Raw genomic sequence first — 23,485 nt, forward strand, 5'->3', positions numbered from 1 at the left:
CGGCCGCGGTGCGCGGCTCCCTCACCGGACCCGGGTGGACCGCGCTGCTCACCGCGGCTGCCGACGGTGACCGCGCGGCGACCGGGGCGCTGCGGCGGCTCCTGCGACGGCGCGGCCACCTGCGCCCGGGCGCCACCCTGCCGCCGGGACTGGCCGAGCAGCTCTGGCTGGTGGTGCTCGGCCCGCCGGTACCGGATCCGGTGCTGTGGGATCTGCTGCGCGGGCGGCCGACCGGCGGGCCGTGGGTGCGCGCGCTGGCCTGGCTCACCGGGGCGCCGCTCGACGGGGCGAGTCTGGACGACCCGATGGTGCGGGCCGCCGCGGTCAAGGCCGCCGGCCGCGACGACGGCCACCCGGTCGCCGCGCTCGCCCGCGACCGGGTCCTCGACTGCGCGGACGACGCGGTGCTCGCCGAGCTGAGCCGGCTCGCGTTCGACCGGCCGGGCCTGGCCGCGTGGTGCGTGGCCAACGGCGTGCTGCCGCCCGACCCGCCGGACGCGGCCGCGTTGCTGCTGCTGGCCGGCGAGCCGGACCGGTACCGGGCGCTGGACCCGGACGGTGCGCTGCTGGCGACCGCGTTCGCGGCGGCCCCTGCGCAGCGGCGCGGGCGGCTGCTCGCGGCGCTGGCCGGCGCCGACGCCGGCGTGGACCTCGGGTCGCTGGCCGCCGGGCGGGTCGGGCGCGAACCGGCGCACCGGGCGTTCGTCGTCGAGCACCTCACGGGGCGCGGGGACCGGCCGGCGGCCTGGCGGATGATCTGGGACCTGCCGGTCGCCGAGGCCGTCGCCGCCGCCCACCGGCTCGGCCCGTGGCGACCCGGCCGGGACGCCGAGCTGTTCGCGGTGCTCGTCGCGGCCGACCCGGACCGGCTGCCCGGGGCCGTGGCCGAGCTGTCGGCGCCGGTCCGGGTGCCGGTGCGCGGCACGCTCGACGAGCTGGCGCTGTCGCCCGACGCGTCCCGCCTCGCCGTGCGGTACCGCGCGGAACCGGGCGCATGGGAGATCCTCGACGACGTCGATCTCGCCACCGGCCGGGTCGTGCACCGGTACGCGAACCGGCGGGTCGGCGGGCAGGCCGGCCGGCGCCGCGGCATGGTCTACTTCGGACAGTCGATCGTCGACGCCGCCGCGGCCGACGCGCGCCGGACCGCCGGGCTGCGCCGGTCCGCCGACGGCCGGCAGAGCATCCTGCACGGCCCGGCCGGGTTCACCGGCGTGTGGCGGCTCGGCGCCGGCTTCGTCGCGCTGCGGACCGACGGCACGCTGCTGTTCGGCGGCCCGGACGGGGTGGAGCGCTCCGCCGGGCCGGTCCGCCGGTCGATGCACCACGACGACAACGGCCAGTGGCTGGCCGTCGCCCCGGACGGCCGGCACCTGGCGGTCGGCGTCGAGGAGGCGGTGGTCCTGCTCGACGGCGCCGGCGCCCCGGTGCTCACCCGGCCCGGCACCCGCTTCCGGGGCGTCGCGTTCGCGGCCGCCGACCAGCTCGTCGCGCTCGACCGGGCCGGCGCGACACCCCGGCTGACCCGCTGGCGGTTCGAGGGGGACCGGCTCACCGAGGAGGCCGCCACCGATGTGCCCGGCGCCGACGACCTCGACGCGGTCGACGGCGCCGGCCTGCTCGTGCTCGCCGACGGCCGGCGCGCTTCCCGGCTCCGCGACGCGCTCACGCTGGAACCGCGCGACCTCGACGGCATCGGCCTCCTGCCGGGCCGCCCGTACCCGCGGGCCGCCGCCGGCCGGGTCGCCGTCGGCCTGGCGCGCGAGGTCGTGGTCCGGCCGCACCCGGCGTACGAGCTGGCGACCCGCCCGCTCGGCGACCTCGCGCCGGCCGACCTCGGCACCGTGCGGGACGAGCTGGCGAACGGCCCGGCCGCGCCCGCCGCCCGGGAGCTGCTGACGGTGCTGCACGACTGCCTGCGGGCCCGGTTCGCCACCGACATCACCCTGGGCGGCCCGGTCCGTCCGGCGGGCGACACCGACATCGTCGTCGCGACCGGGGAGCGGGATTGACCGAACGGATCGGCATCGACTTCGGCACGGCGAACACGGTGGTGGCGCGGTGGGACGCCGGGCGCGCCGAGCCCGTCGCGCTGCCCGGCTACGACGTGCTCCGCGAGCCCGTGCCGGGGCTGCTGCAGCGGGTCGTGCCGTCCGTCATCGGCTACCGTGCGGCGAACGGCCGGCTGTCGTCCGTGCTCGGCGCCGGCGCGCTCACCCTGCCGCCGGACGGTGCCACGGTCTTCCGGTCGATGAAGAGCCACCTGTCGGGCCGGGTCGCCGACGTGCCGCGGCGCATCGGCGAGCACCGGGTCAGCGGCCGGGAGGCGGCGACCGAGTTCCTGCGCGGCGTCACCGCCCTGGCCGTGCTCGCGGTCGGCGCCGACGACCTGGAGATCGTCGCGACCGCGCCGGTGGAGACCTTCGACTCGTACCGCGACTGGCTCGTCAGCGAGGTCGGCGCCGACCTGCCGCAGGCCCGGCTGCGGGTCGTCGACGAGGCGACCGCCGCAGCCGTCGGGTACGGCGGCCGGATGAGCCCGGGCGACGCGTTCTGCGTCTTCGACTTCGGCGCCGGCACCCTCGACGTGTCGGTCGTGCGGGTGCGCGACCCCGACGAGGCGGGCGGCGGGGCCGGCGTGCGGGTCATCGCCAAGGCCGGCGTGGACCTGGGCGGCAACCACGTCGACGCCCTGCTGGCCCGGCACCTGCTGGAGCGGTCGGGCGGTGCGCCGCGCGATCCGGTCCACCACAATCAACTGTTCGCGGCGGTACTGCGGGAGGCCGAGACCGCCAAGGTGTCGCTGAGCCACACCGAGTCCACGACGGTGGCCGTCCCCGGGGTCGCGCGGCCCGTCCGGGTCGGGCGGGACGAGTTCGAGCGGCTGCTCAGGCAGGAGGACGTGCTCGGCCGGGTCAACCGGACCCTGCGCCGGGTGCTCGACGCCGCCGCCGGCCGCGGCTACCCGGCCGGGGACCTGGCGCGGGTGTTCCTGGTCGGCGGCACGAGCCTGATTCCCGCGGTACAAGAGCTGCTGAAGCTGCAGTTCGAACCCGGGGTGCTGCACCTGGACCGGCCGCTGGAAGCCGTCGCGGTCGGGGCGGCCGGCATCGCGGGCGGGCGCGAGCTGCACGACCACATCCAGCACGACTACGCCATCCGGCACGTCGACCAGTCCTCCGGGGTGTACCGCTTCGAGCCGCTCGTCGCGGCGGGCACCCCGTACCCGACCGAGGAGCCGGTGCGGTCGCTCACCATCCGCGGGGTCCGCAGCGGCCAGCGGCGGCTCGGCCTCGCCGTGTACGAGCTGGCCCACGCGACGGCCCGCGACGGCGGCGCCGACCTGGAGATCGTGTTCGACCGCGACGGCGGCGCCCGGGCCGTCGGCGTCACCGACCGGCAGCGCCAGGAGCGCAGCACGCTGTGGCTCAACGAGGACAGCCCGACGTTCCTGGAGGCCGACCCGCCGGCCGAGGCCGGCGCCGACCGGTTCCTGCTGGAGTTCCGCATCGACTCGCAGAAGCGGCTCACCGTTTCCGCCTTCGACCTCGAACGCAAGACCTGGCTGCTGGACCGGCGGCCGGTCGTGCGGCTCGCCTGACGTCCCCGGAGGTATCCGATGTCCCACTTCACCCGCGTCCGGACCGCGCTGCGCGACGCCGGCCTGCTGGCGAACGCGCTCGGCGCGGCCGGCTTCCCCGCCGTCGAGGTCCACGACGAGCCGCAGACCCTGTTCGGCTACCACGGCGACGCCCGGCCGGAGCGGGCCGAGGTCATCGTCCGCCGCGCCCACCTCGGCGAGGCGAGCAACGATCTCGGCTTCCGCCGCACGACCGACGGCACGTTCGAGGCCATCATCAGCGAGTACGACCGCCGCCAGTACGACGAGGCCTGGCTCGGCACCGTGTCGCAGCACTACGCGCACGCGGCGACGCTGCGCTACGCCGCGGCCAACGGCTTCGAGGTGGCGACCGAGCAGCGCGACGCCGACGGCACGCTGCGGCTGACGCTGCGCCGCCTCACCTGAGCTCGTCGCGCAGCTCCGCGAACGCCGCGCGGACGTGCGTCTCCAGCCGCCGGTCGTCGGCGTCGGCGGCCCAGCGGACGAACGCGACCCGCAACAGCGCGATGCCGACCTGCCCGGCCAGGTCGGCGGCCGGTGCGGCGACCCCGCGCCCGCGCAGCGCGCCGGCGAGGGCCTCGGCGAGCGTCGCGAGCTTCACCAGCTCGCGCTCCAGCAGCTCCTGGTTGGTCTCGATGACGACCTGCCGCTGCCGTGCGAGGTCGCGGCGCGCGTCGAACTGCTCGCCGGCCGCCGCCAGGGCCGCCACGACGGCCGCGATCGGGCTCGCGTCGGCGGGCGCCTCGGCGACGCCCCGCACGAGGAGCTCCTGCAGGGCGGCCGAGCCGGCGAACAGCACCTCCCGCTTGTCGGCGTAGTGCCGGAAGAAGGTGCGCTCGGTGAGCCCGGCCCGCCCGGCGATCTCGGCCACGGTGACCTGCTCGAACCCCCGCTCGCGGTAGAGCGCGAGGGCCGCCTGCTCCAGCCGGCCGCGGGCGTTGGGCTCCCATCGACTCATGACCCCGATCATAGTGATGGCAGTGGCTGACATAGCGCGCTAGGCTGATGACAGCCACTGACATGATGGGGGTACCGCAATGCGTGTGTTCGTCACCGGCGCGTCCGGCTGGATCGGCTCCGCGACCGTTCCCGAGCTGCTGGCCGCCGGCCACTCGGTCGTCGGCCTGGCCCGTTCCGACCGGGCGGCCGCCGCCCTGACCGCCGCGGGCGCCGAGGTGCGCCGCGGCACGCTCGACGAGCTGGACGTCCTGGCCGGCGCGGCCGCCGCGGCCGACGGCGTGATCCACCTCGCGTTCCAGCACGACGTCGCGTTCTCGGGCGGCTTCCTGGCCGCCGCGCAGGCCGACCGGCGCGCGGTCGAGGCGATGGGTGCGGCCCTGGCGGGCTCCGACCGCCCGTTCGTCCTGGCCTCGGGCCTGCTCGGCGTCGCACCGGGCCGGCTGGCCACCGAGCGCGACGGGCTGGCCCCCGACCCGGCGGCGGAGACCGGGCCCGGCGTCCGTCAGGGCACCGCGCACGCGACGCTCGCCATGGCCGGTCAGGGCGTGCGGTCGTCGGTGCTGCGGCTGCCGCCGACCGTGCACGGCGACGGCGACCAGGGGTTCCTGGCCGCCATCGTGGCGAGCGCGCGGCAGCGGGGCGTGTCCGGCTACCTCGGCGACGGCACCAACCGCTGGCCGGCCGTCCACCGCCTCGACGCCGCCCACCTGTTCCGCCTCGCGCTGGAGCGGGCCCCGGCCGGATCGGTGCTGCACGCGGTCGGCGACGAGGGCGTGCCGATCCGTGCCGTGGCCGAGGTGATCGGCCGCCACCTCGACGTGCCGGTGGCGCCGGTCGAGCCCGACCACTTCACCTGGCTCGCCGGCCTCATCGGCATCGACAGCCCGGCGTCGGCCGAGCAGACCCGCGAGCTGCTCGGCTGGCAGCCCACCCAGCCCGGCCTGCTCGACGACCTGGACAAGGGCCACTACTTCCGCGCGGCCGCGTAACCTGACCCCACATGGTGACGGACGAGGTCCGCGCGCGGCTGGACGCGCTGCTCGACGAGTACCGGTCGCGGCTGCACGACAGCCTCGACGGGCTCACCGAGGAGGAGGCGCGGGCGCGTCTCGTGCCGTCGAAGACGACCCTGCTCGGGCTCGTCAAGCACGTCACCTACGTCGAGGGCGTGTGGTTCGACGAGGCGATCACCGGCCGGTCGTCCCGGGAGATCGGGATCGCCTCGACGCCCGACCGGTCGTTCACGCTCCGGCAGGCCGACACGATCGCGTCCGTCCAGGCCGCGTACCGGGCCAGGTGCGAGGTGTCCCGGCAGCACGCGGCCGCCCTGGCGTTCGACGATGTCGTCGCCGGGCGCGGCGAGCGCCGCCTGTGGCAGATCTACCTGCACATGCTGCGCGAGCTCGCCCAGCACATGGGCCATGCCGACATCCTCCGCGAGCAGGTCCTGGCCGCCCGGGGCTGACGCCGTCCGGGTCACGCCAGGGGCCTGCGCCGGGCCTTGACGACCAGGTCCTCGATGGTCGTGCGGTGCGAGCCGTGGCCGGCCGCGCGGGTCCGCGACTCGGCCACGGCGACGTCCCACGCCTCCGCGGGCAGGGCGCCCGTCACCGCGTCGGGCGTGATCGAGGCCGGCCGCGGTGCGTGGGCCGCGGAGTGCCCGTCGGCGTGGTCGTGGCCGACGACGAGCAGCGTCCCGCCCGGGGCGACCGCCTCGGCCAGCCGCGCGACGAACGCGCCGAACGGCACGGTCGGGTGGACGTACTGGCTGACCACCAGGTCGTACCGCTGCGGCGGTTGCCAGGTGGTCAGGTCGGCCACGACCCACTCGATGCGCGATCCGAGGTCGCCCGCGAGGGCCTCGGCGTCACCGACGGCGGTCGGCGACACGTCGACCGCCGTCACCTGCCAGCCCTGCCGGGCCAGCCAGACCGCGTCGGCGCCGCGGCCGCAGCCCGCGTCGAGCGCCGTGCCGGCGGGCAGGCCGGTCACCTCGGCCACCAGTTGCGGGCTCGGCGAGCCGTGGTCGTGCGGCGCGTGTTCCCGGTAGTGCTGCTCCCACCACTGCGGGTCGAACGATGCGGTCATCCCTCCACGCTACGGCCTGCCGCGGTACCGGCAAGATCTCATGCAGTTTTGGCAAGAAGCCGGGTAGCCTGGCGGACATGTCCCAGACCGACTCCCAGATCGAGCTGGCCGACGTCGTCCGCCAGCGCATCCGCGGGCTGCGGCAGGCGCGCGGCTGGAGCCTCGACTCGCTCTCCGCCCGGTGCCACATCAGCCCGTCGACGCTGAGCCGCATCGAGACCGGCAACCGGCGCATCGACCTGGAGCAGCTCGTCGCGCTCGCCCGGGCGCTCGGCACCACGATCGACCACCTCGTCGAGCCGGTCGACGACGCCGACGTGATCATCCGGCCGGTGCAGCACCAGGAGCCCGGCCTGACCACGTGGGTGCTCTCGCGCGACGCGGCCCAGCACGCCGGCCGCCTGGTGGCCAAGATGCGGATCACCGCCGAGCGGCGCACCGGGCCGGGCCATCTCGCCGTGCACCCGGGGCGGGAGTGGTTCACGGTCCTCAGCGGCACCGCGGTGCTGTACCTCGGCGAGCGGCAGCTGGCCGTCCGGGCGGGCGAGGCGGCGGAGTTCTCCACGATGATCCCGCACTCCATCGGCGCGCTCGGCGGCCCGGTCGAGATCCTCACCATGTTCGACCAGGAGGGGGAGCGGGCCCACGCCGAGTCGTGAGCGGGTCTTGCGGTTTCGGCAAGGATCGGTGCCAGTTCAGCAAAGCGGCGCTAGCTTTCGGGCATGACTCCTCTCGTCTCCTCCCCGCCGGCCGACCCGGCGCTGCACGACCCACGCCGGCTGCGCGCGATCCTCGTCGCGGTCTGCGTCGCCCTCATGGCGGTCATCGCGTCCGTGTCCGGGCTCAACGTCGCCCAGCAGGAGATGGCGCTCGCGTTCGACGCCTCGCAAGGCACCGTGTTGTGGATCATCAACGCGTACACCGTCACGCTCGCCGCGCTGCTCCTGCCGCTCGGCGCGGTCGGCGACCGGTGGGGCCGCAAGCCGGTGCTGCTCGCCGGCCTGGCCGTGTTCGGCGCGGCGAGCGCCGCGGCCGGTCTCGCCCAGTCGGCCGCGGTCATGGTCGGCGCACGCGTCCTGGCCGGCGTCGGCGCCGCGATGATCATGCCGGTCACGCTGGCCGTCATCACCTCGACGTTCCCCGACGACCGGCGCTCGAAGGCGATCGGCGTGTGGACCGGCGTGGCCGGCGGCGGCGGCCTGCTCGGCATGTACCTGTCGGCGCTGCTCGTCGACGTCGCCAGCTGGCGGTGGCTGTTCGTGCTGCCGGTCGCGCTGGTCGCCGTGGCCGCCGTCCTCGCGCTGCGCGCCGTGCCGAACTCGCGCGAGGCGTCGCGGCACGGGTTCGACGTCGTGGGCGCGCTCACCTCCGTGGTCGCCGCGGTCGGCCTGATCCTGGCGCTGCACGAGGGCCCGGAGCGCGGCTGGACCGCGCCGGAGACGCTCGCCGGCCTCCTCGCCGGCGTCGCCGGCGCGGCCGCCTTCGTCGCGTGGGAACGGCGCCGCCCGGGCCCGCTCCTGGACGTCCGCCTCTTCCGCGAGCGCGGCCTCGCCAGCGGCTCGGTGGCGCTGCTGGTCCTCTTCGGGGTGCAGGCCGGCGTCTTCGTGGTCCTGTTCCCGTACCTCCAGGCGGTGCTCGGCTGGTCCGGCCTGCGCTCGACCCTGGCGCTCATGCCGATGGCGCTGCTCATGATGCTCGCCTCCGGCCTCGCCCCACGGCTGGCGGCCCGCGTCGGCCCGCGGGCGACGATGGCGACCGGCATCCTGCTCAGCGGCGCGGGCCTGGCCCTCATGGCCGCCCTGGTCTCCGTCGACGGCGGCTACTCGTCGCTGCTGCCCGGCATGGTCGCCATGGGCCTCGGCATGGGCCTGACGATGACCCCCTCCACCGAGGCCGTCACGTCGGCGCTGCCCCGCGACCGGCAGGGCGTGGCGTCGGCCCTCAACGACGTCACGCGCGAGCTGGGCACGGCCCTCGGCGTCGCGCTGCTCGGCGCGATCCTGTCCGCCGGCTACCGCGGCGCCATCGACGACCGGCTCGACGGCGTCCCCCCGGCCACGGCCGACGCCGCCCGGGACGGCATCGCCACCGCCCTCGCCGCCGCCCCGCAGGCGCAGGCGGTGATCCGCGCCGCCCAGGAGTCCTTCGTCGAGGGCTGGCAGCGCGCGATGTGGACCGGCGTCGCCGTCATGGCGGTCCTGTTCGCCTACGTCGTCGCGCGCGGCCCCGCCCGCCGGCCCGGCTCGTGACGGCCACGGCGCGCCGTGGCCGTCGGCGCGTTCGGCGTGCCGGGAACCGCCGGGCCGCGCGGTGACTCCTGACGGGTGTGCGAACCCTGCCGCTCCTTCTCGCCTGCACGCTCGCCGGGTGTACCGCCGGCGCGTCCTCCGCACCGCCGCCGTCACCGTCCGTGAGCCGGACCGGCTGCGGCTCGCCGGTGGCGACGGGCCCGCTGCCGGAGTGGGCCCGCGCCGGCTTCTCCGGCGACTCGAGCATGCCCCACGTCCTCGGCGACCGCGGCGACATCGTCGCGGCCATCTTCGGCCACCCCCTGGCGGTGTCCCGCCCGGACGGCCCGTCGAACAAGATCCTCTGGGTCGCCAAGGCGCCGGCGCCCCCGGGCGACCTCGTCATCGACGCCAAGCTGGACGGATCGGCACGCACCGAGACCCGCCGCGTCGCCGGCGGCCCGGGCCCGTCGATCATCGACCTGCCCCGGGCCGGCTGCTGGCACCTGACGCTGACCTGGGCCGACCACACCGACACCATGGACCTGACGTACCGGTGACCTACTTGGTGGTCGCGACGGGGGTGGTGCCTGCGCAGGTGACCGTCACGGCCGCCGTGCGGTGGCCGTGCGTGAAGGCGACCGTCGCGGCCGCGGCCGGGCCCGGGTTGGTCCAGTCGACCTTGTACGGCGCGGCCGGGGACCAGGCGAGCAGCTCGGCCAGGCCGGCCGGCGTGCAGCGCGCCTCGACCGAGCCGCCCGCGGAGCTGAAGGTCTCCGCCTGGCCGGTGGCGGCCCTCCCGGGTGCGGGAGCGATGCTGGTCGGCGGGGTGCTCGTCGCCGCCGGCGGGCTCGCCGGCGGCTGGCCCGGCGGGGCGGCGCCGGCGGTGGCCGGTGTCGCCGGTGGTTCCGCGAGGGCGTTGGCCTCGACCGGCACCGGGGTCGAGGTGTCCGGCTCCGGGGTGAGGGTCCAGATCACGACGGCGGCCGTGGCCGCGGCCAGCACGCCGGCCGCGACGCGGTGGTGCCGGCGGCGCTCCCCGGCGGCCGGCGCGCCCGCCGGTCGGACCAGGATCGTCGACGGCCCGCCGTCCCTGGCCGGCGGCGCGACGCTGTGGGCGAGGTCGTCGGTCACCGTCCGCACCCCGGCGGCCTCGGCCAGGGCGGCGGCGACCTCGGCCGCCGAGGGCCGGTCGGCCGGCCGCTTCGCCAAGCACCGCAGGCACAGCTCCAGCGCCTCGGCCGGCACGTCGGGCAGCCGCGGCAGCGGGGCGGGTGGCGTGTGCAGGTGGGCGTCGAGCAGGTCGGTGTTCCCGACCGCGTTCCACGGCAGCCGTCCGGCCAGCAGGCGGTACAGCAGGATGCCGAGCGAGTAGACGTCGGACGCCGGCGTGACGGCGTCCGACGTGAGCCGCTCCGGGGCCAGGTAGTCGGCGGTGCCGAGCACCTCGTCGTCGAGGTCGCCGGCGCCGGCCGCCGCCGCGATGCCGAAGTCGACGACCTTCGCGCCCGTCGGGGCGAGAATCACGTTGGCGGGCTTCACGTCCCGGTGGACCATGCCCGACGCGTGGGCGGCGGCCAGCCCGGCCGCGACCTCCGCGCAGATCCGGAACACGACGGCCGGCGGCAGCGGCGCGCCGGCCGTCCGCTGCTCCAGCGTCGGGCCGGGGACCAGCTCCATCACCACGTACGGGGTGCGCCGCCCGTCCTCGACGGTCTCCCCGAAGTCGTACACCTGGGCGACGTTCGGGTGAGCGAGGGCCGCCGCGGCCCGCGCCTCGACCCGGATGCGCTCCCGCGACCCGGTGTCGCCGGCGAAGCGACCGGCCAGCAGCTTGACCGCCACGTTGCGGGACAACACGTCGTCGGTGGCCCGCCAGACGGTCGACATACCGCCGACACCCAGCACATCATCCAGGTGGTACCGCCCACCGAGCACCCGCCGCCGCATGGCTTCGACCCGTTCCCGGACCGGCGGAACCTACACATCACCGTTCGGTCACGGTGTCGGCGGACACGAGGGTCATTTGCGGGCGTGGATTCGCTCCACGGTGCCGGCCTTGCGTCGCTCCCGCTCCACGATCTCGAACCCGGCCGCCGTCACGAGCGGCAGCTGGCGGCGGGTGAAGTGCTCGCCCGCGGTCCGGATGGTGACCCGCTCCAGCAGCCACTGCGCGGCCCGGACCGGCGGCCAGGTGCTGCCGATGTGGTCGAGCAGGAGCAGCCGCCCGCCGGGCACCAGGACCCGGCGCATCTCGGCGATCGCCGCGGCCGGGCGGGGGATCCCGCACAGCGACAGCGCGCAGACGACGGTATCGAAGGACTCGTCGGGCAACGACAGCGCCTCGGCGTTGCCCTCCCGCAGGTCGGCGTCGACGCCCAGGTCGGCGGCGCGGCGGCGGGCGATGGCCAGCATCGCCGGGCTCAGCTCGACGCCGGTGAGGGTGACGCCGTCGGGGTAGTGCCGCAGGTTGAGGCCGGTGCCGATCGCGACCTCCAGGACCCGGCCCCGGGCGCGGGCGGCCAGCCACTCGCGGCCGCCGCCGAACCAGATCCGCTCGAAGAACGCGATCTGCCTGTCGTACACGGCGGCCTGCGTGTTCCAGGCGCGCAGGACTTTGGCGGTCTCGTCGTCGGGAGCGGTCACGGACATCCACCTCCGTTGTCGACTCGGAAGTGTACTTGCGGTGGCACCGTTGGAAGGGTGACCTTCACCGACGAGCACCTGGTCCCCATCGCCGACGAGGGCCTGGGCAACACCGCCTACCTCGTCGACCTCGGCGACGGCCGCGCCCTCGCCGTCGACGCCAGCCGGGACCTGCGCGCGCTGCTCGCCGCCGCGCGCCGGCGCCGGGTGCGGGTCGCCTACGCCGCCGACACCCACCTGCACGCCGACTTCCTGTCGGGCGCCGTGCAGCTGCGCCACGACACCGGCGCCGTCGTGCTGGCCTCGGCCGCCGGGCGGCGGGCGTTCCCGCACACCGGGCTCGGCGACGGTGACGAGGTCGACCTCGGCGGGCTCACCCTGCGGGCGCTCGCCACGCCCGGGCACACCGACGAACACCTGGCGTTCCTCCTCCTCGACGGCCCCCGCGAGCTGGGCGTCTTCACCGGCGGGTCGCTGATCGTGAACTCGGCCGCCCGCACGGATCTGCTCGGCCCGCACCGCACCGAGGAGCTGACCCGCGCGCAGTACCGCTCGCTGCACCGGCTCGCCGCCCTGCCCGACGACACCGGGGTGTGGCCGACGCACGGCGCCGGCTCGTTCTGCGCCGCCCCGCCCGGCACCGCCCGCACCAGCACCATCGGCGCCCAGCGGCGGGACAACCCGCTGCTCGCGGCCGAGGACGAGGACGCCTTCGCCCGGCTGCTCACCGCGGGCCTGGGCAGCTACCCGGCCTACTTCGACCGGCTCGCCGAGGCCAACCGGCGCGGCCCGGCCGTCCTCGCCGGCCTCCCGCGGCTGCCCGTGCTCGACGCCGCGCAGGTCCGCGCCCTGCTCGCCGCCGGCGGCGAGATCGTCGACGCGCGGCCCGCGGCCGACTACGCGGCCGGGCACGTGCCCGGGTCGCTGTCGATCCCGCTGCGCGGCCGGTTCGCCACGTGGCTCGGCTGGCTGGTCCCCGCCGACACCCCCGTCGCGGTCGTCCTCGGCGAGGACCAGGACCCGGACGAGCTGGTCGCCCAGGGGTACAAGATCGGCTATGAACGGCTCGTGGGACGGCTCTGCGGCGAGATCCCCAGGACGGCAACGACCGCGTTCCTCCCCGCCGGCCGGACGCCCGCCGGGCCGTACCTCGACGTGCGGCAGACGGCCGAGTTCGCCGCCGGGCACGTGCCCGGCGCCCGGCACGTCGAGCTGGGCGTGCTCGCCGGGCGCGCCGCCGACGCCCCGGCCGGCGCGGTCGTCGCCTGCGGGCACGGCGAGCGGGCGATGACCGCCGCCAGCATCCTGGAGCGCGCCGGCCACACCGGCCTGACCGTGCTGCGCGGCGGCCCGGCGGAGTTCGCCGCCGCCCACGGCGCCCGCCTCACCACCGAAAAATCTTGAGGGGGATGTCGTACCGGGCCGCGTCCCCGACGTCTGCACTGTAGGAGGAAGGAGAGCCATGATTCCCGACACGTCACGCAGGCTCATGCCGTGCCTGGTCGTCCAGGGCGCCGCCCGGGCGCTGGACTTCTACGCGGCGGTGTTCGGCGCCACCGAACGCATGCGGTTCCCCGGCCCGGACGGCAGCATCGTCCACGCCGAGATCGAGATCGGCGGCGCCGTGCTCATCGTCGAGGACGCCGACCCGAACCGCGGCGTCCAGGCCCCGCCGGCGGGCGGGCTGGCCGGCACGCCGGTGTTCCAGTACCTCTACGTCGAGGACGTCGACGCCGTCGTGGCCCGCGCGGTGGAGCTCGGGGCCACCCTGCACCGGGGCCCCCGAGAACCAGTTCTACGGTGACCGGGACGCGTTCATCGTCGACCCGTTCGGCCACGCCTGGACCATCGGGACCCACCTGGAGGACGTGGGCCCGGACGAGCTGGCCCGGCGCCTGTCCGAGCTGTTCCGGTAGAGGGGTCTCGTGGCCCGGCTGCCCGGTGGTGGAGATCCGCCCGATCGCCGGATGACGTCACCGTCGCACGGAGAGCTGGCCCGCGTGGTGCGCGACCACGCGGGCCGGCTGGCCGCCGCGCTCGTGCCGCTCGTCGGCGACTTCTCCACCGCCGAGGACCTGGTGCAGGACGCCGTCGAGGCCGCGCTCACCCACTGGCCGTTCGAGGGCATCCCGGACCGGCCCGACGCGTGGCTGTACACCGTCGCCCGCCGCCGCGGCCTCGACCTGCTCCGCCGGGACCGGCGCCACCACGCGAAGCTCGCCCTGGTGCCGTGGCCGGCCGAGCCCGAGCCGGACGACCGGCTGCGGCTCGTCTTCACCTGCTGCCACCCGGCGCTGCCGCGCGCCGCCCAGGTCGCGCTCACCCTGCGGGTGGTGTGCGGCCTGACCGCCGCGCAGATCGCCCGGGCGTTCCTGGTGCCCGAGACCACCGTGGCGCAGCGGATCACCCGCGCGAAGCGGAAGATCAGCGACGCCGGCATCCCGTACCGCATCCCCGGCCCCGACGAACTCGCCGAGCGCCTCGGCGAGGTCCTCGCCGTGGTGTACCTGCTGTTCAACGAGGCGTACCTGCCCACCGGCCCGGAGCTGGGCCGCGACCTCGCCGACGACGCCGAGTTCCTGGCCGCGCTGCTGCACGGGCTGATGCCGAACGAGCCCGAGGTGATCGGCCTGCTCGCCCTCATCCGCCTGCACCGGGCGCGGGCCGCGGCCCGGTTCACCCCGGCGGGCGACCTCGTCCGGCTGCCCGACCAGGACCGCACGCGGTGGGACCACGAGGCCATCGCCGACGCCGGCCGGCTCATCGCCCGCGCCGCCGCCCTCCGCCGCCCCGGCCCGTACCAGGTGCAGGCGGCGATCGTCGCCTGCCACGCCGAGGCCGGGCGGTGGGAGGACACCGACTGGACCCAGATCGTCGTGCTGTACGACATGCTGCTGTACCTCGCGCCGTCGCCGGTGACCCGGCTGCACCGCGCGATCGCGCTGCGGTACGTCGCCGGCCCGGCCGCCGCGCTCGCCGAGGTCGACGACCTGGCCGCCGACCTCGACGACTACCACCTGTGCCACGCGGCCCGGGCCGAGCTGCTGCGCGACCTCGACCGCCCGGAGGAGGCGCGGGCCGCCGACGAGCGGGCCCTGCGCCTCACCGCGAACCCGGCCGAGCGGGAGCTGCTCCTGCGGCGGCTTACCGCGCCGTCAGGCGGATGACCGGGAGCGTCCGGGCGGTCTTGCGGACGTACTGCCCGAACCGCGGCTGGCTCGCCGTGATCCGCTGCATCGCGGCCTCGCGCTCGGCGCCAGCGAGCTCCTCGGCGCGGGCGGGCACGCGCTTGCCGCCCACCTCGAACGAGAGCTGGTCGGGGTGGGCGCGCAGGTTGTGGTACCACGCGGGATGCTTGTCGCTGCCGTTGTTGGACGCGACCACGAGCCATGCCCCGTCGCCGTCGGCGAAGCGCGCCATCGGCGAGACCCGCTCGCGCCCGGTCCGCGCACCGACGGTCGTGAGGTACAACAGGTCCATTCCCGCGACCCGGTCCCCGGTGCGCCTGTGGATCGCGATCATCACGCTCTTCATGAATGGCATGCGCTCAGTCTCCAGCGACCGACCGGGTTGCCGTACATCGGTCCATACACGAACGCCACTGACATTTGTCACGGGCCGGACCCGCGGCATCCACCAGGTCGAGCGCCAGGCCCACCCGGTGCAGGACGCCGCGCCGCGCGCTTTCCGTGCCGCGCGCCACCGTAGCCCGCGCCACGCTCGCCGCCGCATCGCCGGCGCGCGGTCTCCGCTCTCCGCTCTCCGCTCTCCGCGCCCCACACGTTCCGCGCTCCGCGATCTTGGAGTTGTGGTCCCGATCTTATGGGGATTTGTCCGATAAATCCGGGACCGCAACTCCAAGATCGCGGGCCGGGAAGAGCGGGGCGCACAGAGCGGGGCGCGGAGAGCTGGCCGGGAAGAGCGCCGGAGCGGGAGGCCGCGGGGCGGGAAGAGCGCCTGGGTGGGAAGAGCGCAGCGCGGCGGAAAGAGCCGGCGGGCCGGCGCGGGAGCACCACGCCGGCCCGGGGCACCTAGTCCAGCGAGACGGTCGGGTAGAGCGGGAAGCCGGCGAGCAGCTCGGTGGCCTGCTTGCTGACCCGGTCGGCGAGGGCGGGGTCGAGGGTGTACTTCGCCTTGGAGTCTCCGGCGGGGGTGGTGTTGGCGAGCACGGTGTGGATGAGTTCGGCGATCTGGTCCATCTCGGCGGTGCCGAGGCCGCGGCTGGTGAGGGCGGGGGTGCCGATGCGGATGCCGGAGGTGTACCAGGCGCCGTTGGGGTCGTTGGGCACGGCGTTGCGGTTGGTGACGACGCCGGAGTCGAGCAGGGCCTGCTCGGCTTGGCGGCCGGTGAGGCCGAACGGGTGGACGTTGAGCAGGACGAGGTGGTTGTCGGTGCCGCCGGAGACCAGCTGTACCCCCCGCTTGGTCAGGCCTTCGGCGAGTGCCTGGCTGTTGGTGACGATCTGCTGGGCGTAGGTGGTGAACTCGGGGCGGCGGGCCTCGGCGAACGCGATGGCTTTGGCGGCCATGACGTGGCTGAGTGGGCCGCCGAGGACCATGGGGCAGCCGCGGTCGACCTGGTCGGCGAGTTCGGGCTGGGCGAGGACGGCGCCGCCGCGCGGGCCGCGCAGGCTCTTGTGGGTGGTGGTGGTGACGATGTGGGCGTGTGGGATGGGGTCGAAGTCGCCGGTGAAGACCTTGCCCGCCACGAGGCCGGCGAAGTGGGCCATGTCGACCATGAGGGTCGCGCCGACCTCGTCGGCGATCTCGCGCAGGGTCGCGAAGTTCACCTTGCGGGGGTACGCCGAGTAGCCGCCCACGATGACGAGGGGCTTGAACTCGCGGGCGGACTCGCGCAGGGCGGCGTAGTCGATGAGGCCGGTGGCCGGGTCGGTGCCGTAGCTGCGCTGGTCGAACATCTTGCCGGAGATGTTCGGGCGGAAGCCGTGGGTGAGGTGCCCGCCGGCGTCGAGGGACATGCCGAGCATCCGCTGGTTGCCGAACGCGGACCGAAGCTGCGCCCACTCGGCGTCGGTCAGGTCGTTGACCTGCCGCTTGCTGAACTTGCGCAGGTGGGGGACCTCGACCCGGTCGGCGAGGATCGCCCAGTATGCCACCAGGTTGGCGTCGATGCCCGAGTGCGGCTGGACGTACGCGTACGGCGCCCCGAACAGCGCTTTCGCGTGCTCCACGGCGACGGCCTCGACGGTGTCGACGTTCTGGCATCCGGCGTAGAAGCGGCGCCCGATGGTGCCCTCGGCATACTTGTCGGACAGCCAGTTGCCCATCGCCAGCAGCACCGCCGGCGACGCGTAGTTCTCACTCGCGATCAGCTTCAGCGACTCGCGCTGGTCGTGCAGCTCCTTCGCGATCGCGTCGGCGATGCGCGGCTCCACGGCCCGCACGGCCTCCAGCGCGGCCCGGAATGCGGTCGATTCTGCGTTCAGTGTCACCCCTGGAGCCTAGGCCCGGCCACCGGCCGCGACCGACCCGGCCACCTCACCCTGACCCTCCGTGACGCTCCGGCATTCTTCGGTGCCCAACCCGCAGGCGCTGGACCCGCGCATCCAGGACCGCCGGCACGCTCACGACGCAGCGCCGCCGCGTTGAGAAAGCCCGGCGCAGCGGAAGCGCTCGATCAGCGCCGGCGCAGCCAGGCGAGGAGGCCCGAGGCCGGCCGCCTGGGCTCGCAGGTGCAGCGCTGCGCGGCGGGGACGCCGGCGAGGACCTCGTCGACATGGTTGCCGCATCCGGTGTAGGTGGCCTTGCCGCACGTGTTGCAGGTGGCGCGTCGACACATCGTGTGCTCCAGAGTGGTGTTGGTGAGCGTGTTCAGCCGGCCGGTCATGAACGGCCGGTGCCGGAGGCGAGCTGCAGCCCGGCCAGCGTCGCGTTGGCGAACTCGTCGTCGACGGCCACGACGCGGTGGCCGGCGGCGGCCAGCAACGAGGCGGCGACGGAAGCGCGGTAGCCGGCCGCGCAGTGGACCCAGACCTCGCCGGTCGGTACCTCGTCGAACCGGTGGAGCAGCTCGTGCAGCGGAACGTGGACCGCGTCGGTGAGGTGCCTCTCGGCGTGTTCGAGGTTGCGCCGGACGTCCAGCACCGCGACGGGCCGGTGGTGGCGGACCTGGGCGAGGTCGGCGAACGTGGCGCGCGGATAGGTGGCGAGCCGGTCCCCGCCGGCCCACTCGGCGGGACCGCCGGTGGCGTGGGCGGCCGGCCGGTCGATGCCGATCCGGACGAGTTCGCGCTGGGCCTCGGCGACCTGGTGCGGGGTCTCGCCGAGCAGGGTCAGCGGGGTACCCCACGGGATGAGCCAGCCCAGGTAGGTGGCGAAGCTGCCGTCGAGGCCGAAGTTGAGCGTGCCGGCGACGTGCCCGGCGGCGAAGGCGACGCGGTTGCGCAGGTCCACGACCCATTCCCCGGCGGCGATGCGCCGGCGCAGCTGCTCGGCGTCGGCGCGCTGCGGCGGGCTGAGATCGGGCTCGAGCGGACCGGCGCGGTTCGCGGGGGCCATGTGCGCGTAGTAGGCCGGCCAGGCGTCCAGGCCGGCGAGCAGCTCGTCGGCGAACTCGCGCTCGGGCGTGGTCAGGACCGGGTTGGTCTGCTTCTCCCGGCCGATGGTGGACGTGGCGGCGTCGGACTGGGTGGCGGAGCAGAAGCTGCCGAAGCCGTGGGTCGGGTAGACGGCCGCGGCGTCGGGCAGTTCGGCGGCGAGGCAGTTGGCCGAGGCGTACTGGTGGTGCACGAGGGTCTCGGCGTGCGCGGGGCCGAGCAGGTCGGGGCGGCCGACCGCGCCGTGCAGCAGCGATCCGCCGGTGAACACGCCGACGTCCGCGCCGTCCGCCTGCAGGACGTAGGCCAGGTGCGTGAAGGTGTGGCCGGGCGTGTGCCGCACCCGGACCCGCATCCGCGCTCCGACGGCGATGACGTCGCCGTCGCGGACCGGCACGTGGTCGAACGCGACCGGGTCGTCGGCGTTGAGGTGGTAGGCGGCGCCGGTGCGCCGGGCCAGGGCGTGCCCGCCGGTGACGTAGTCGTTGTGGAGGTGTGTCTCGAAGACGTGCGTGATCGTCACGCCCTCGGTGGCGGCGAGGTCCAGCACGCGGTCGATGTCGCGCTGCGGGTCGATGACGAAGGCCACCTGGCCGTCGTGGACCAGGTAGCCGCGGTCGCCGAGGGACGGGGTGTCGATGGGCAGAACATTCGGCACGGGACCGGTCCTTTCACAGCGGTGGCGCATACCCCGGGGGGTATGCCAACTGTACCGCGATGCCGTGGAACACGTTCGCCGGGATACCCCCATAGGTATGCTCAAGAAGCCGTCGCGTGCCCGCGACCAGGCTGTGATCAGGTCCCGATCAGGGGCGCCGAGCATCGCCACGCCGGCCGCGGCCTCGTGCGTGGCGGGTCGAAGGTCCCGGCTGCTCCGTCAGGCGAGGGACAGGAACAGCTTCTCCAGCTGGGCGACGTCGAGCTGTGGCTTCTGGCCGGACTCCTCCGCCGTGAGGCACTGCCGCAACCCGGTCGCGATGATCTTGAATCCGGCCCGGTCCAGGGCGCGGGAGACGGCGGCGAGCTGGGTGACGACCTCGGCGCAGTCGCGCCCCTCCTCCAGCATCGCGATCACGCCGCGGATCTGTCCCTCGGCGCGGCGCAGCCGCTTGATCACGTCGCCGAGCGCTTCAGCGTCGATCTCCACGCCACGCCTCCTACCACCCGCGGACCGATACCCCCCAGGGTACCCGGCCCACCCGGTTCGCTGACACAGGCCGGAGTGACCCGCGAGCCCGGGACCTTCGGTCCTGTCGCACGGACCGGACCTCACGCATCGTGGACGGTGAGGACCTTGGAGGAGCTGTGACGAGCAGACGCCGGCCCGATGCGCGGTGCCCCCTCCGGCCGGGCGAGCCGTGCACGCTCTGCCAGCTGAACACGACCGGCCCGCAGGACTGTCCGCTGGTGTACCTCGTGATGACGGACGACGAGCTGCGGGCCGGTCTGCATGACTTCCGACAGCGGGAGCGCGAGCCCTAACGCCGGCCGGTGGCCGTGCTGGTGCCCCACACGGCCCGCGCGCCGGACTCGCCGACCCGCACGACCTGGACCAGGTTGGCCAGCGCGACGACGACGGCGAGGGCCGCGACCGTCCTGCGCAGCACCGCGCGGGACGACGTGCGGTTCGTCCACACCACGGCCACCGCGGCGGCGAGCAGCGGCAGCGCGAAGAGGATGAGGCTGTCGCCGAGCTCCTCGTGGTCGTGCGGCACGCCGACGCGTCCCGCCAGCTGGTCGCCGGTGCTCGTGGCGATCGGGATCGCCGCGGCGGCCAGCGCGGCCAGGCCGATGACGACCGGCCCGAATCGGGCGCGCCAGGCCGGGCGGACCGCGATCGCGATCACGCCGACGGTGGCCAGCGGCAGCAGGACGACCACGGCGTGCACCACGAGCGGGTGCAGCGGCAGGCCGTTGACGGTGTCGGGCACGGACGACTCCTCCTCGTCTGACGGGTGTCGTCGTCACTGTGCCGCCTGGTTCTTGGAGCATTCTTAGACGTGCGCGTGGCAGGCTTGGGCCGTGGTCAACCAGCCCGCGCCGCCCAGGGTGCTGCTCGTCGAGGACGACCATCGCCTCGCCGGTGTGCTGGGGGAGCTGCTGGCCGACGAGGGCTACCTGGTCGACCTGGCCCGCGACGGGCAGCAGGGACTGCACCTCGGGCTGTCCCGCTCGTACGACGTCCTCGTGCTCGACCGGCGGCTGCCGGCGATCGAGGGACTCGACCTGCTGCGCCGCCTGCGCGGCCGCGGGGTCACCACGGCAGCGCTCGTGCTCACCGCCCGCGGCACGGTCGCCGACCGGGTCGAGGGGCTCGACGCCGGCGCCGAGGACTACCTGACCAAGCCGTTCGACGCCGAGGAGCTGCTGGCCCGGCTGCGCGCGCTGCGCCGCCGGCACCGGGAACGGGCCGACCTGCTGCCGGTCGGCCACCGGTGGCTCGACGTCGCCACCCGGCAGGTCCGCGACCAGTCGGGTGCCGCGGTGGCGCTGTCCGACCGGGAATGCGCCCTGCTGCAGGCGCTGGCGGCCCGGCCGCACCAGGTCTTCAGCCGCAACGACCTGCGCACCCTCGTGTTCGACGCCGCCGAGCATCCGGGCGTCGTCGACACCTACGTGCACTACCTGCGCCGCAAGCTGGGCCGACCGGTGATCCGGACGGTCCGCGGGCTCGGCTACCAGATCGGTACCACGTGACGGCCGACCCCGAGGCGCGCCTGCTGCGACGCGCGACCACGGTGATCGCCGTGCAGGTCGCCGCCGCCGTCGCCGCCACCGTCGTGCTGGTCAGCGTGCTGGCGTTCTCGCTGACCATCCGCGCCGAGCACCTGGCCGAGGAGCGCACCGTGCGCGCGGTGACGCTCGCCGCCGGCCCGGACCTGGTCGCCGCCGACGGGGTCGTGCTCCTGCGCCGCACGGCCGACGGCGCCGTCGAGGCGAGCACCGGCGCGCCGCCCGCCATGGCGCGGATCGACCTCATGCGCCTGCGGGCCGGGCGCGGCAACGCCAGCGTCGGGGACCGGCACTTCGAGGCGTACGCGGTGGACCGCGCCGACGGCAGCCGCACGGTCGGCCTGCTCGACGTCACCGCCCGCGAGGAGTCCGGCGAGCGCCTCGTCCGGTCGGTGCTGATCGCCGGGCTCACCGGGATCGCCGCGGCCGCCTCGCTCGGCGCCGTCCTCGGCCGGCGCGCGGTACGCCCGCTGGCCCGTGCCCTGGCACTGCAGCGGCGCTTCGTGGCCGACGCCAGCCACGAGCTGCGCACGCCGCTGGCCGTGCTGCACACGCGGGCCGAACTGCTGCAGCGCCGGCTCGACCGCGCCACCGGCGACGAGCGGCTGCGCACCGGCGCGGCCGAGCTGGTGGCCGACACCCGGATCCTCGGCGAGGTGGTCGAGGACCTGCTGCTGTCCGCGGAGTTGTCGCACCGGCCGGCCCACGGCGTGCCGGTCGACGCCGGTGGCCTGGCCAGGGAGGTCGTCGCGTCGGTCGAGCCCTACGCCGCCGCGCAGCACGTCACGCTCCGCGCCGAGATCGGCCCGGGCCCGCTGGTGGTGACGGGGATACGCTCGTCGCTGCGCCGGGCGCTGGCGGCGCTGGTCGACAACGCCCTCGGCCACGTCTCCGCGGGCGGCACCGTGACGGTGGCCGTCGGCGGGGAGGACGGCCGCGTCTGCCTCGCGGTCGTCGACGACGGCGCCGGGCTCGACCCGGCCCGCGCCGAGCAGCTGCTGGCCCGCTTCGCGCGCGGCGACCAGGCCGCCGACCGGCCGGGCCGTCGCTTCGGCCTCGGGCTGGCCCTGGTCCAGGAGGTGCTGCAGGCGCACGGCGGCGACCTGCGGATCGAGGGCAGCCCCGGCGACGGCGCCCGGTTCACCATGGTCCTCCCGGCCGGCGCCGCCACCGGCTAGGCGCGGGTACGGCCGGAGAAGAGGCCGGCGCGCTTGCCCTGCGCCGGCTGCCGATTTGCCGCGGGCAGTTGCGGGCGCTGCGGCCCGCGTAACGTACCGGCCATGGCATTGCGACCCGACGAGTTCTACGACCACGCCCTGGCCGCCGCCGACGAGGAACGCCGCCTGCCGCTCGCGCGGATGACGGGCTGGGACATCAGCCCGTTCGAGCCCGAGGGGCTGCGCGTCGCCCCGCTGCGGCCCCCGGTGCTGCCCGAGCCGCCCCGGCACGGCGAGGACCCAGCGGACTGCAACTCGTGCCGCCGCCGCGACGAGGGCATCTGGCTCGACGACCGGTGGCGGCTGACGCGCGTGCCGGAGGCCGGCCTGCCCCTGGTCCTGATGCTGCATCCGCGTGACCACCACGACCTGGCCGACCTGCCGGACCCGCTCGCCGCGGAGCTGGGCGTGCTGACCGTGCACATCGCCCGCCACATGCAGGCCCTGCCGCACATCACGCGGGCCCACGTCTACCGCGTCGGCGACGGCGGCGCCCACCTGCACGTCTGGTTCTGCGCCCGGCCCGAGGGCCAGGCCCAGCTGTACGGCTCGTGGATGGTGATCTGGGACGACCTGCTCCCGGAGTACCCCGAGAACGTGGCCGACGCCGACGCGGCGACCGTCGCCGGGGCCCTGGCCGCCTCGTACGGCGGGCGCGTGGCATGACCCCGCCCCGTGGCGACGGTGCCGGCCCGAGCATCTCGGTGGTGGCGGCCGACGCCGAACGGTGGGACGACCTCCAGGCCGTGTTCGGGCCGCGGGGCGAGCCGGTCCGCTGCCAGTGCCAGTATTTCAAGTGCGACAACGCCGCCTGGCGCGGCACCGGCCCGCAGGAGCGGCGGGAGGCGCTGCGGGCCGATCCGGCCGGGCTGCTGGCGTACCTCGACGGCGAGCCGGTCGGCTGGTGCGCGCTCGACCGGCGGACCGCCTACCCGCGGCTGCGGACCAGCCGGGTCGTGTGGTCCGGCCGCGCCGAGGACCGCGGCGACGACGAGGTCTGGTGCGTCACCTGCTTCGTCACGCGGGTCGGCCACCGCCGCCGCGGGGTCAGCCACGCCCTCGCCCGCGCCGCCGTCGAGCACGCCCGCGCGCGGGGCGCGTCGGCGGTCGAGGGGTATCCGATCGTCGTCGGGCCCGGCGAGCGGGTCGCGACCGGCGACCTCTACGTCGGCACGAGCGGCGTGTTCACGGCGGCCGGGTTCACCGAGGTCAGCCGCCCCACGCCGCGCCGGGCGGTGATGCGCGTCGAGCTGCGGTAGGGGCAGCACCACGGCGTGCACCCCGCACTTCACCACGTTCGACCCGGACGAGCGCGCCATCGGCCGTGCGCGCGATGACGGGCTGGCTGCTCAGCCGCTGCGCCGGCCGCTGGCGTCCGCCGCCGTCGGGGCGACATTCGCCCCGACGGGCGGCGAATGTCGTCAAATCGTCATA

General features: G+C 75.5%; 26 protein-coding genes. 16 read left to right on the forward strand and 10 right to left on the reverse strand.

The annotated features are described in order from the left end of the window. Positions 1 to 8: 8 nt before the first annotated feature. From IEZ31_RS28270 to IEZ31_RS28280, 3 genes are read left to right on the forward strand one after another with little or no spacing between them, the layout of a single operon-like run. Positions 9 to 2,012, forward strand: a complete 2,004-nt coding sequence (locus IEZ31_RS28270) for a hypothetical protein (RefSeq protein WP_190253033.1) — start codon at positions 9 to 11, stop codon at positions 2,010 to 2,012. Beyond that, complete coding sequence (locus IEZ31_RS28275) at positions 2,009 to 3,601, forward strand: Hsp70 family protein (RefSeq protein WP_190253034.1); 1,593 nt, start codon at positions 2,009 to 2,011, stop codon at positions 3,599 to 3,601. Before IEZ31_RS28270 ends, IEZ31_RS28275 begins: the two co-directional genes overlap by 4 nt. Before the next feature lie 18 nt (positions 3,602 to 3,619). After that, the gene (locus tag IEZ31_RS28280) at positions 3,620 to 4,027 is read left to right on the forward strand and encodes a DUF1257 domain-containing protein (protein WP_190253035.1); all 408 of its coding nucleotides are present in this window, start codon (positions 3,620 to 3,622) and stop codon (positions 4,025 to 4,027) included. Here the strand turns inward: IEZ31_RS28280 and IEZ31_RS28285 are convergent. After that, positions 4,020 to 4,580 carry a TetR family transcriptional regulator gene (locus tag IEZ31_RS28285; RefSeq protein ID WP_190253036.1) on the reverse strand — a complete coding sequence of 187 codons (561 nt, stop codon included), beginning with the start codon at positions 4,578 to 4,580 and terminating at the stop codon, positions 4,020 to 4,022. The two genes, IEZ31_RS28280 and IEZ31_RS28285, sit on opposite strands and share 8 nt — an antisense overlap. Positions 4,581 to 4,659: 79 nt before the next feature. Here IEZ31_RS28285 and IEZ31_RS28290 point away from each other — a divergent pair, with 79 nt between their 5' ends. Together IEZ31_RS28290 and IEZ31_RS28295 are read left to right on the forward strand one after the other, a co-directional pair. After that, positions 4,660 to 5,571 (forward strand): SDR family oxidoreductase, encoded by a 912-nt coding sequence (locus IEZ31_RS28290; RefSeq protein ID WP_190253037.1) that lies wholly within the window; start codon positions 4,660 to 4,662, stop codon positions 5,569 to 5,571. 11 nt (positions 5,572 to 5,582) lie between these two features. Beyond that, complete coding sequence (locus tag IEZ31_RS28295) at positions 5,583 to 6,047, forward strand: DinB family protein (protein ID WP_190253038.1); 465 nt, start codon at positions 5,583 to 5,585, stop codon at positions 6,045 to 6,047. An 11-nt stretch (positions 6,048 to 6,058) separates the two neighbouring features. On the opposite strand, the gene IEZ31_RS28300 is transcribed toward IEZ31_RS28295, so the two are convergent. Then, positions 6,059 to 6,670: a class I SAM-dependent methyltransferase gene (locus IEZ31_RS28300; protein ID WP_190253039.1), complete on the reverse strand. Its 612-nt coding sequence runs from the start codon at positions 6,668 to 6,670 to the stop codon at positions 6,059 to 6,061. Positions 6,671 to 6,747: 77 nt separating this feature from the next. Here IEZ31_RS28300 and IEZ31_RS28305 point away from each other — a divergent pair, with 77 nt between their 5' ends. From IEZ31_RS28305 to IEZ31_RS28315, 3 genes are all read left to right on the forward strand, one after another. After that, positions 6,748 to 7,329, forward strand: coding sequence for a helix-turn-helix domain-containing protein (locus IEZ31_RS28305; protein WP_190253040.1), 582 nt, complete (start codon positions 6,748 to 6,750; stop codon positions 7,327 to 7,329). Between the two features lie 63 nt (positions 7,330 to 7,392). Then, complete coding sequence (locus IEZ31_RS28310; RefSeq protein WP_190253041.1) at positions 7,393 to 8,919, forward strand: MFS transporter; 1,527 nt, start codon at positions 7,393 to 7,395, stop codon at positions 8,917 to 8,919. Positions 8,920 to 9,080: 161 nt separating this feature from the next. Continuing rightward, positions 9,081 to 9,458, forward strand: coding sequence for a hypothetical protein (locus IEZ31_RS28315; RefSeq protein WP_229835920.1), 378 nt, complete (start codon positions 9,081 to 9,083; stop codon positions 9,456 to 9,458). Position 9,459: 1 nt separating this feature from the next. On the opposite strand, the gene IEZ31_RS28320 is transcribed toward IEZ31_RS28315, so the two are convergent. Together IEZ31_RS28320 and IEZ31_RS28325 are read right to left on the reverse strand one after the other, a co-directional pair. Then, on the reverse strand, positions 9,460 to 10,848 hold the full coding sequence (locus IEZ31_RS28320) for a serine/threonine-protein kinase (protein WP_268241694.1): 1,389 nt from the start codon (positions 10,846 to 10,848) through the stop codon (positions 9,460 to 9,462). Positions 10,849 to 10,920: 72 nt separating this feature from the next. After that, entirely contained in the window at positions 10,921 to 11,544 is a 624-nt protein-coding gene (locus IEZ31_RS28325) for a class I SAM-dependent methyltransferase (RefSeq protein WP_373294706.1), read from the reverse strand. Positions 11,545 to 11,601: 57 nt separating this feature from the next. On the opposite strand from IEZ31_RS28325, the gene IEZ31_RS28330 reads away from it, so the two are divergent. From IEZ31_RS28330 to IEZ31_RS28340, 3 genes are all read left to right on the forward strand, one after another. Further along, positions 11,602 to 12,948, forward strand: coding sequence for a rhodanese-like domain-containing protein (locus IEZ31_RS28330; protein WP_190253045.1), 1,347 nt, complete (start codon positions 11,602 to 11,604; stop codon positions 12,946 to 12,948). Between the two features lie 58 nt (positions 12,949 to 13,006). Continuing rightward, entirely contained in the window at positions 13,007 to 13,348 is a 342-nt protein-coding gene (locus tag IEZ31_RS28335; protein ID WP_229835921.1) for a VOC family protein, read from the forward strand. A gap of 163 nt (positions 13,349 to 13,511) precedes the next feature. After that, the gene (locus tag IEZ31_RS28340; protein WP_190253046.1) at positions 13,512 to 14,711 is read left to right on the forward strand and encodes an RNA polymerase sigma factor; all 1,200 of its coding nucleotides are present in this window, start codon (positions 13,512 to 13,514) and stop codon (positions 14,709 to 14,711) included. Here IEZ31_RS28340 and IEZ31_RS28345 read toward each other — a convergent pair. The 5 genes from IEZ31_RS28345 to IEZ31_RS28365 all read right to left on the reverse strand — a co-directional run bounded on the left by IEZ31_RS28345 (position 14,689) and on the right by IEZ31_RS28365 (position 19,248). Then, the gene (locus IEZ31_RS28345) at positions 14,689 to 15,087 is read right to left on the reverse strand and encodes a nitroreductase/quinone reductase family protein (RefSeq protein WP_229835922.1); all 399 of its coding nucleotides are present in this window, start codon (positions 15,085 to 15,087) and stop codon (positions 14,689 to 14,691) included. The two genes, IEZ31_RS28340 and IEZ31_RS28345, sit on opposite strands and share 23 nt — an antisense overlap. 488 nt (positions 15,088 to 15,575) lie before the next feature. After that, the gene (locus IEZ31_RS28350) at positions 15,576 to 16,997 is read right to left on the reverse strand and encodes a glycine hydroxymethyltransferase (protein ID WP_190253047.1); all 1,422 of its coding nucleotides are present in this window, start codon (positions 16,995 to 16,997) and stop codon (positions 15,576 to 15,578) included. A 185-nt stretch (positions 16,998 to 17,182) separates the two neighbouring features. Continuing rightward, positions 17,183 to 17,392: a DUF8730 family Cys-rich protein gene (locus tag IEZ31_RS28355; protein ID WP_190253114.1), complete on the reverse strand. Its 210-nt coding sequence runs from the start codon at positions 17,390 to 17,392 to the stop codon at positions 17,183 to 17,185. Further along, positions 17,389 to 18,759, reverse strand: a complete 1,371-nt coding sequence (locus IEZ31_RS28360) for an MBL fold metallo-hydrolase (protein WP_190253048.1) — start codon at positions 18,757 to 18,759, stop codon at positions 17,389 to 17,391. Before IEZ31_RS28360 ends, IEZ31_RS28355 begins: the two co-directional genes overlap by 4 nt. A gap of 219 nt (positions 18,760 to 18,978) precedes the next feature. Continuing rightward, positions 18,979 to 19,248, reverse strand: coding sequence for a metal-sensitive transcriptional regulator (locus IEZ31_RS28365; protein WP_190253049.1), 270 nt, complete (start codon positions 19,246 to 19,248; stop codon positions 18,979 to 18,981). A gap of 158 nt (positions 19,249 to 19,406) precedes the next feature. Here IEZ31_RS28365 and IEZ31_RS28370 point away from each other — a divergent pair, with 158 nt between their 5' ends. Then, positions 19,407 to 19,583 (forward strand): DUF6767 domain-containing protein, encoded by a 177-nt coding sequence (locus IEZ31_RS28370; RefSeq protein WP_190253050.1) that lies wholly within the window; start codon positions 19,407 to 19,409, stop codon positions 19,581 to 19,583. Here the strand turns inward: IEZ31_RS28370 and IEZ31_RS28375 are convergent. Beyond that, entirely contained in the window at positions 19,580 to 20,032 is a 453-nt protein-coding gene (locus IEZ31_RS28375; protein WP_190253051.1) for a DUF2231 domain-containing protein, read from the reverse strand. The genes IEZ31_RS28370 and IEZ31_RS28375 overlap by 4 nt on opposite strands. Before the next feature lie 91 nt (positions 20,033 to 20,123). Between IEZ31_RS28375 and IEZ31_RS28380 the strand changes: the two genes are divergently transcribed. From IEZ31_RS28380 to IEZ31_RS28395, 4 genes are all read left to right on the forward strand, one after another. Beyond that, on the forward strand, positions 20,124 to 20,798 hold the full coding sequence (locus IEZ31_RS28380; protein ID WP_229835923.1) for a response regulator transcription factor: 675 nt from the start codon (positions 20,124 to 20,126) through the stop codon (positions 20,796 to 20,798). Continuing rightward, the gene (locus tag IEZ31_RS28385) at positions 20,795 to 22,012 is read left to right on the forward strand and encodes a sensor histidine kinase (protein ID WP_190253052.1); all 1,218 of its coding nucleotides are present in this window, start codon (positions 20,795 to 20,797) and stop codon (positions 22,010 to 22,012) included. The genes IEZ31_RS28380 and IEZ31_RS28385 overlap by 4 nt, the downstream gene beginning before the upstream one ends. A gap of 102 nt (positions 22,013 to 22,114) precedes the next feature. Beyond that, positions 22,115 to 22,717 carry an HIT family protein gene (locus IEZ31_RS28390; RefSeq protein ID WP_190253053.1) on the forward strand — a complete coding sequence of 201 codons (603 nt, stop codon included), beginning with the start codon at positions 22,115 to 22,117 and terminating at the stop codon, positions 22,715 to 22,717. Next, a complete protein-coding gene (locus tag IEZ31_RS28395) occupies positions 22,714 to 23,310 on the forward strand; it encodes a GNAT family N-acetyltransferase (RefSeq protein WP_190253054.1) in 597 nt (198 codons plus the stop codon). The genes IEZ31_RS28390 and IEZ31_RS28395 overlap by 4 nt, the downstream gene beginning before the upstream one ends. Positions 23,311 to 23,485 lie beyond the last annotated feature (175 nt).

It is taken from the genome of Dactylosporangium sucinum (assembly GCF_014647515.1).
Lineage (GTDB): Bacteria > Actinomycetota > Actinomycetes > Mycobacteriales > Micromonosporaceae > Dactylosporangium > Dactylosporangium sucinum.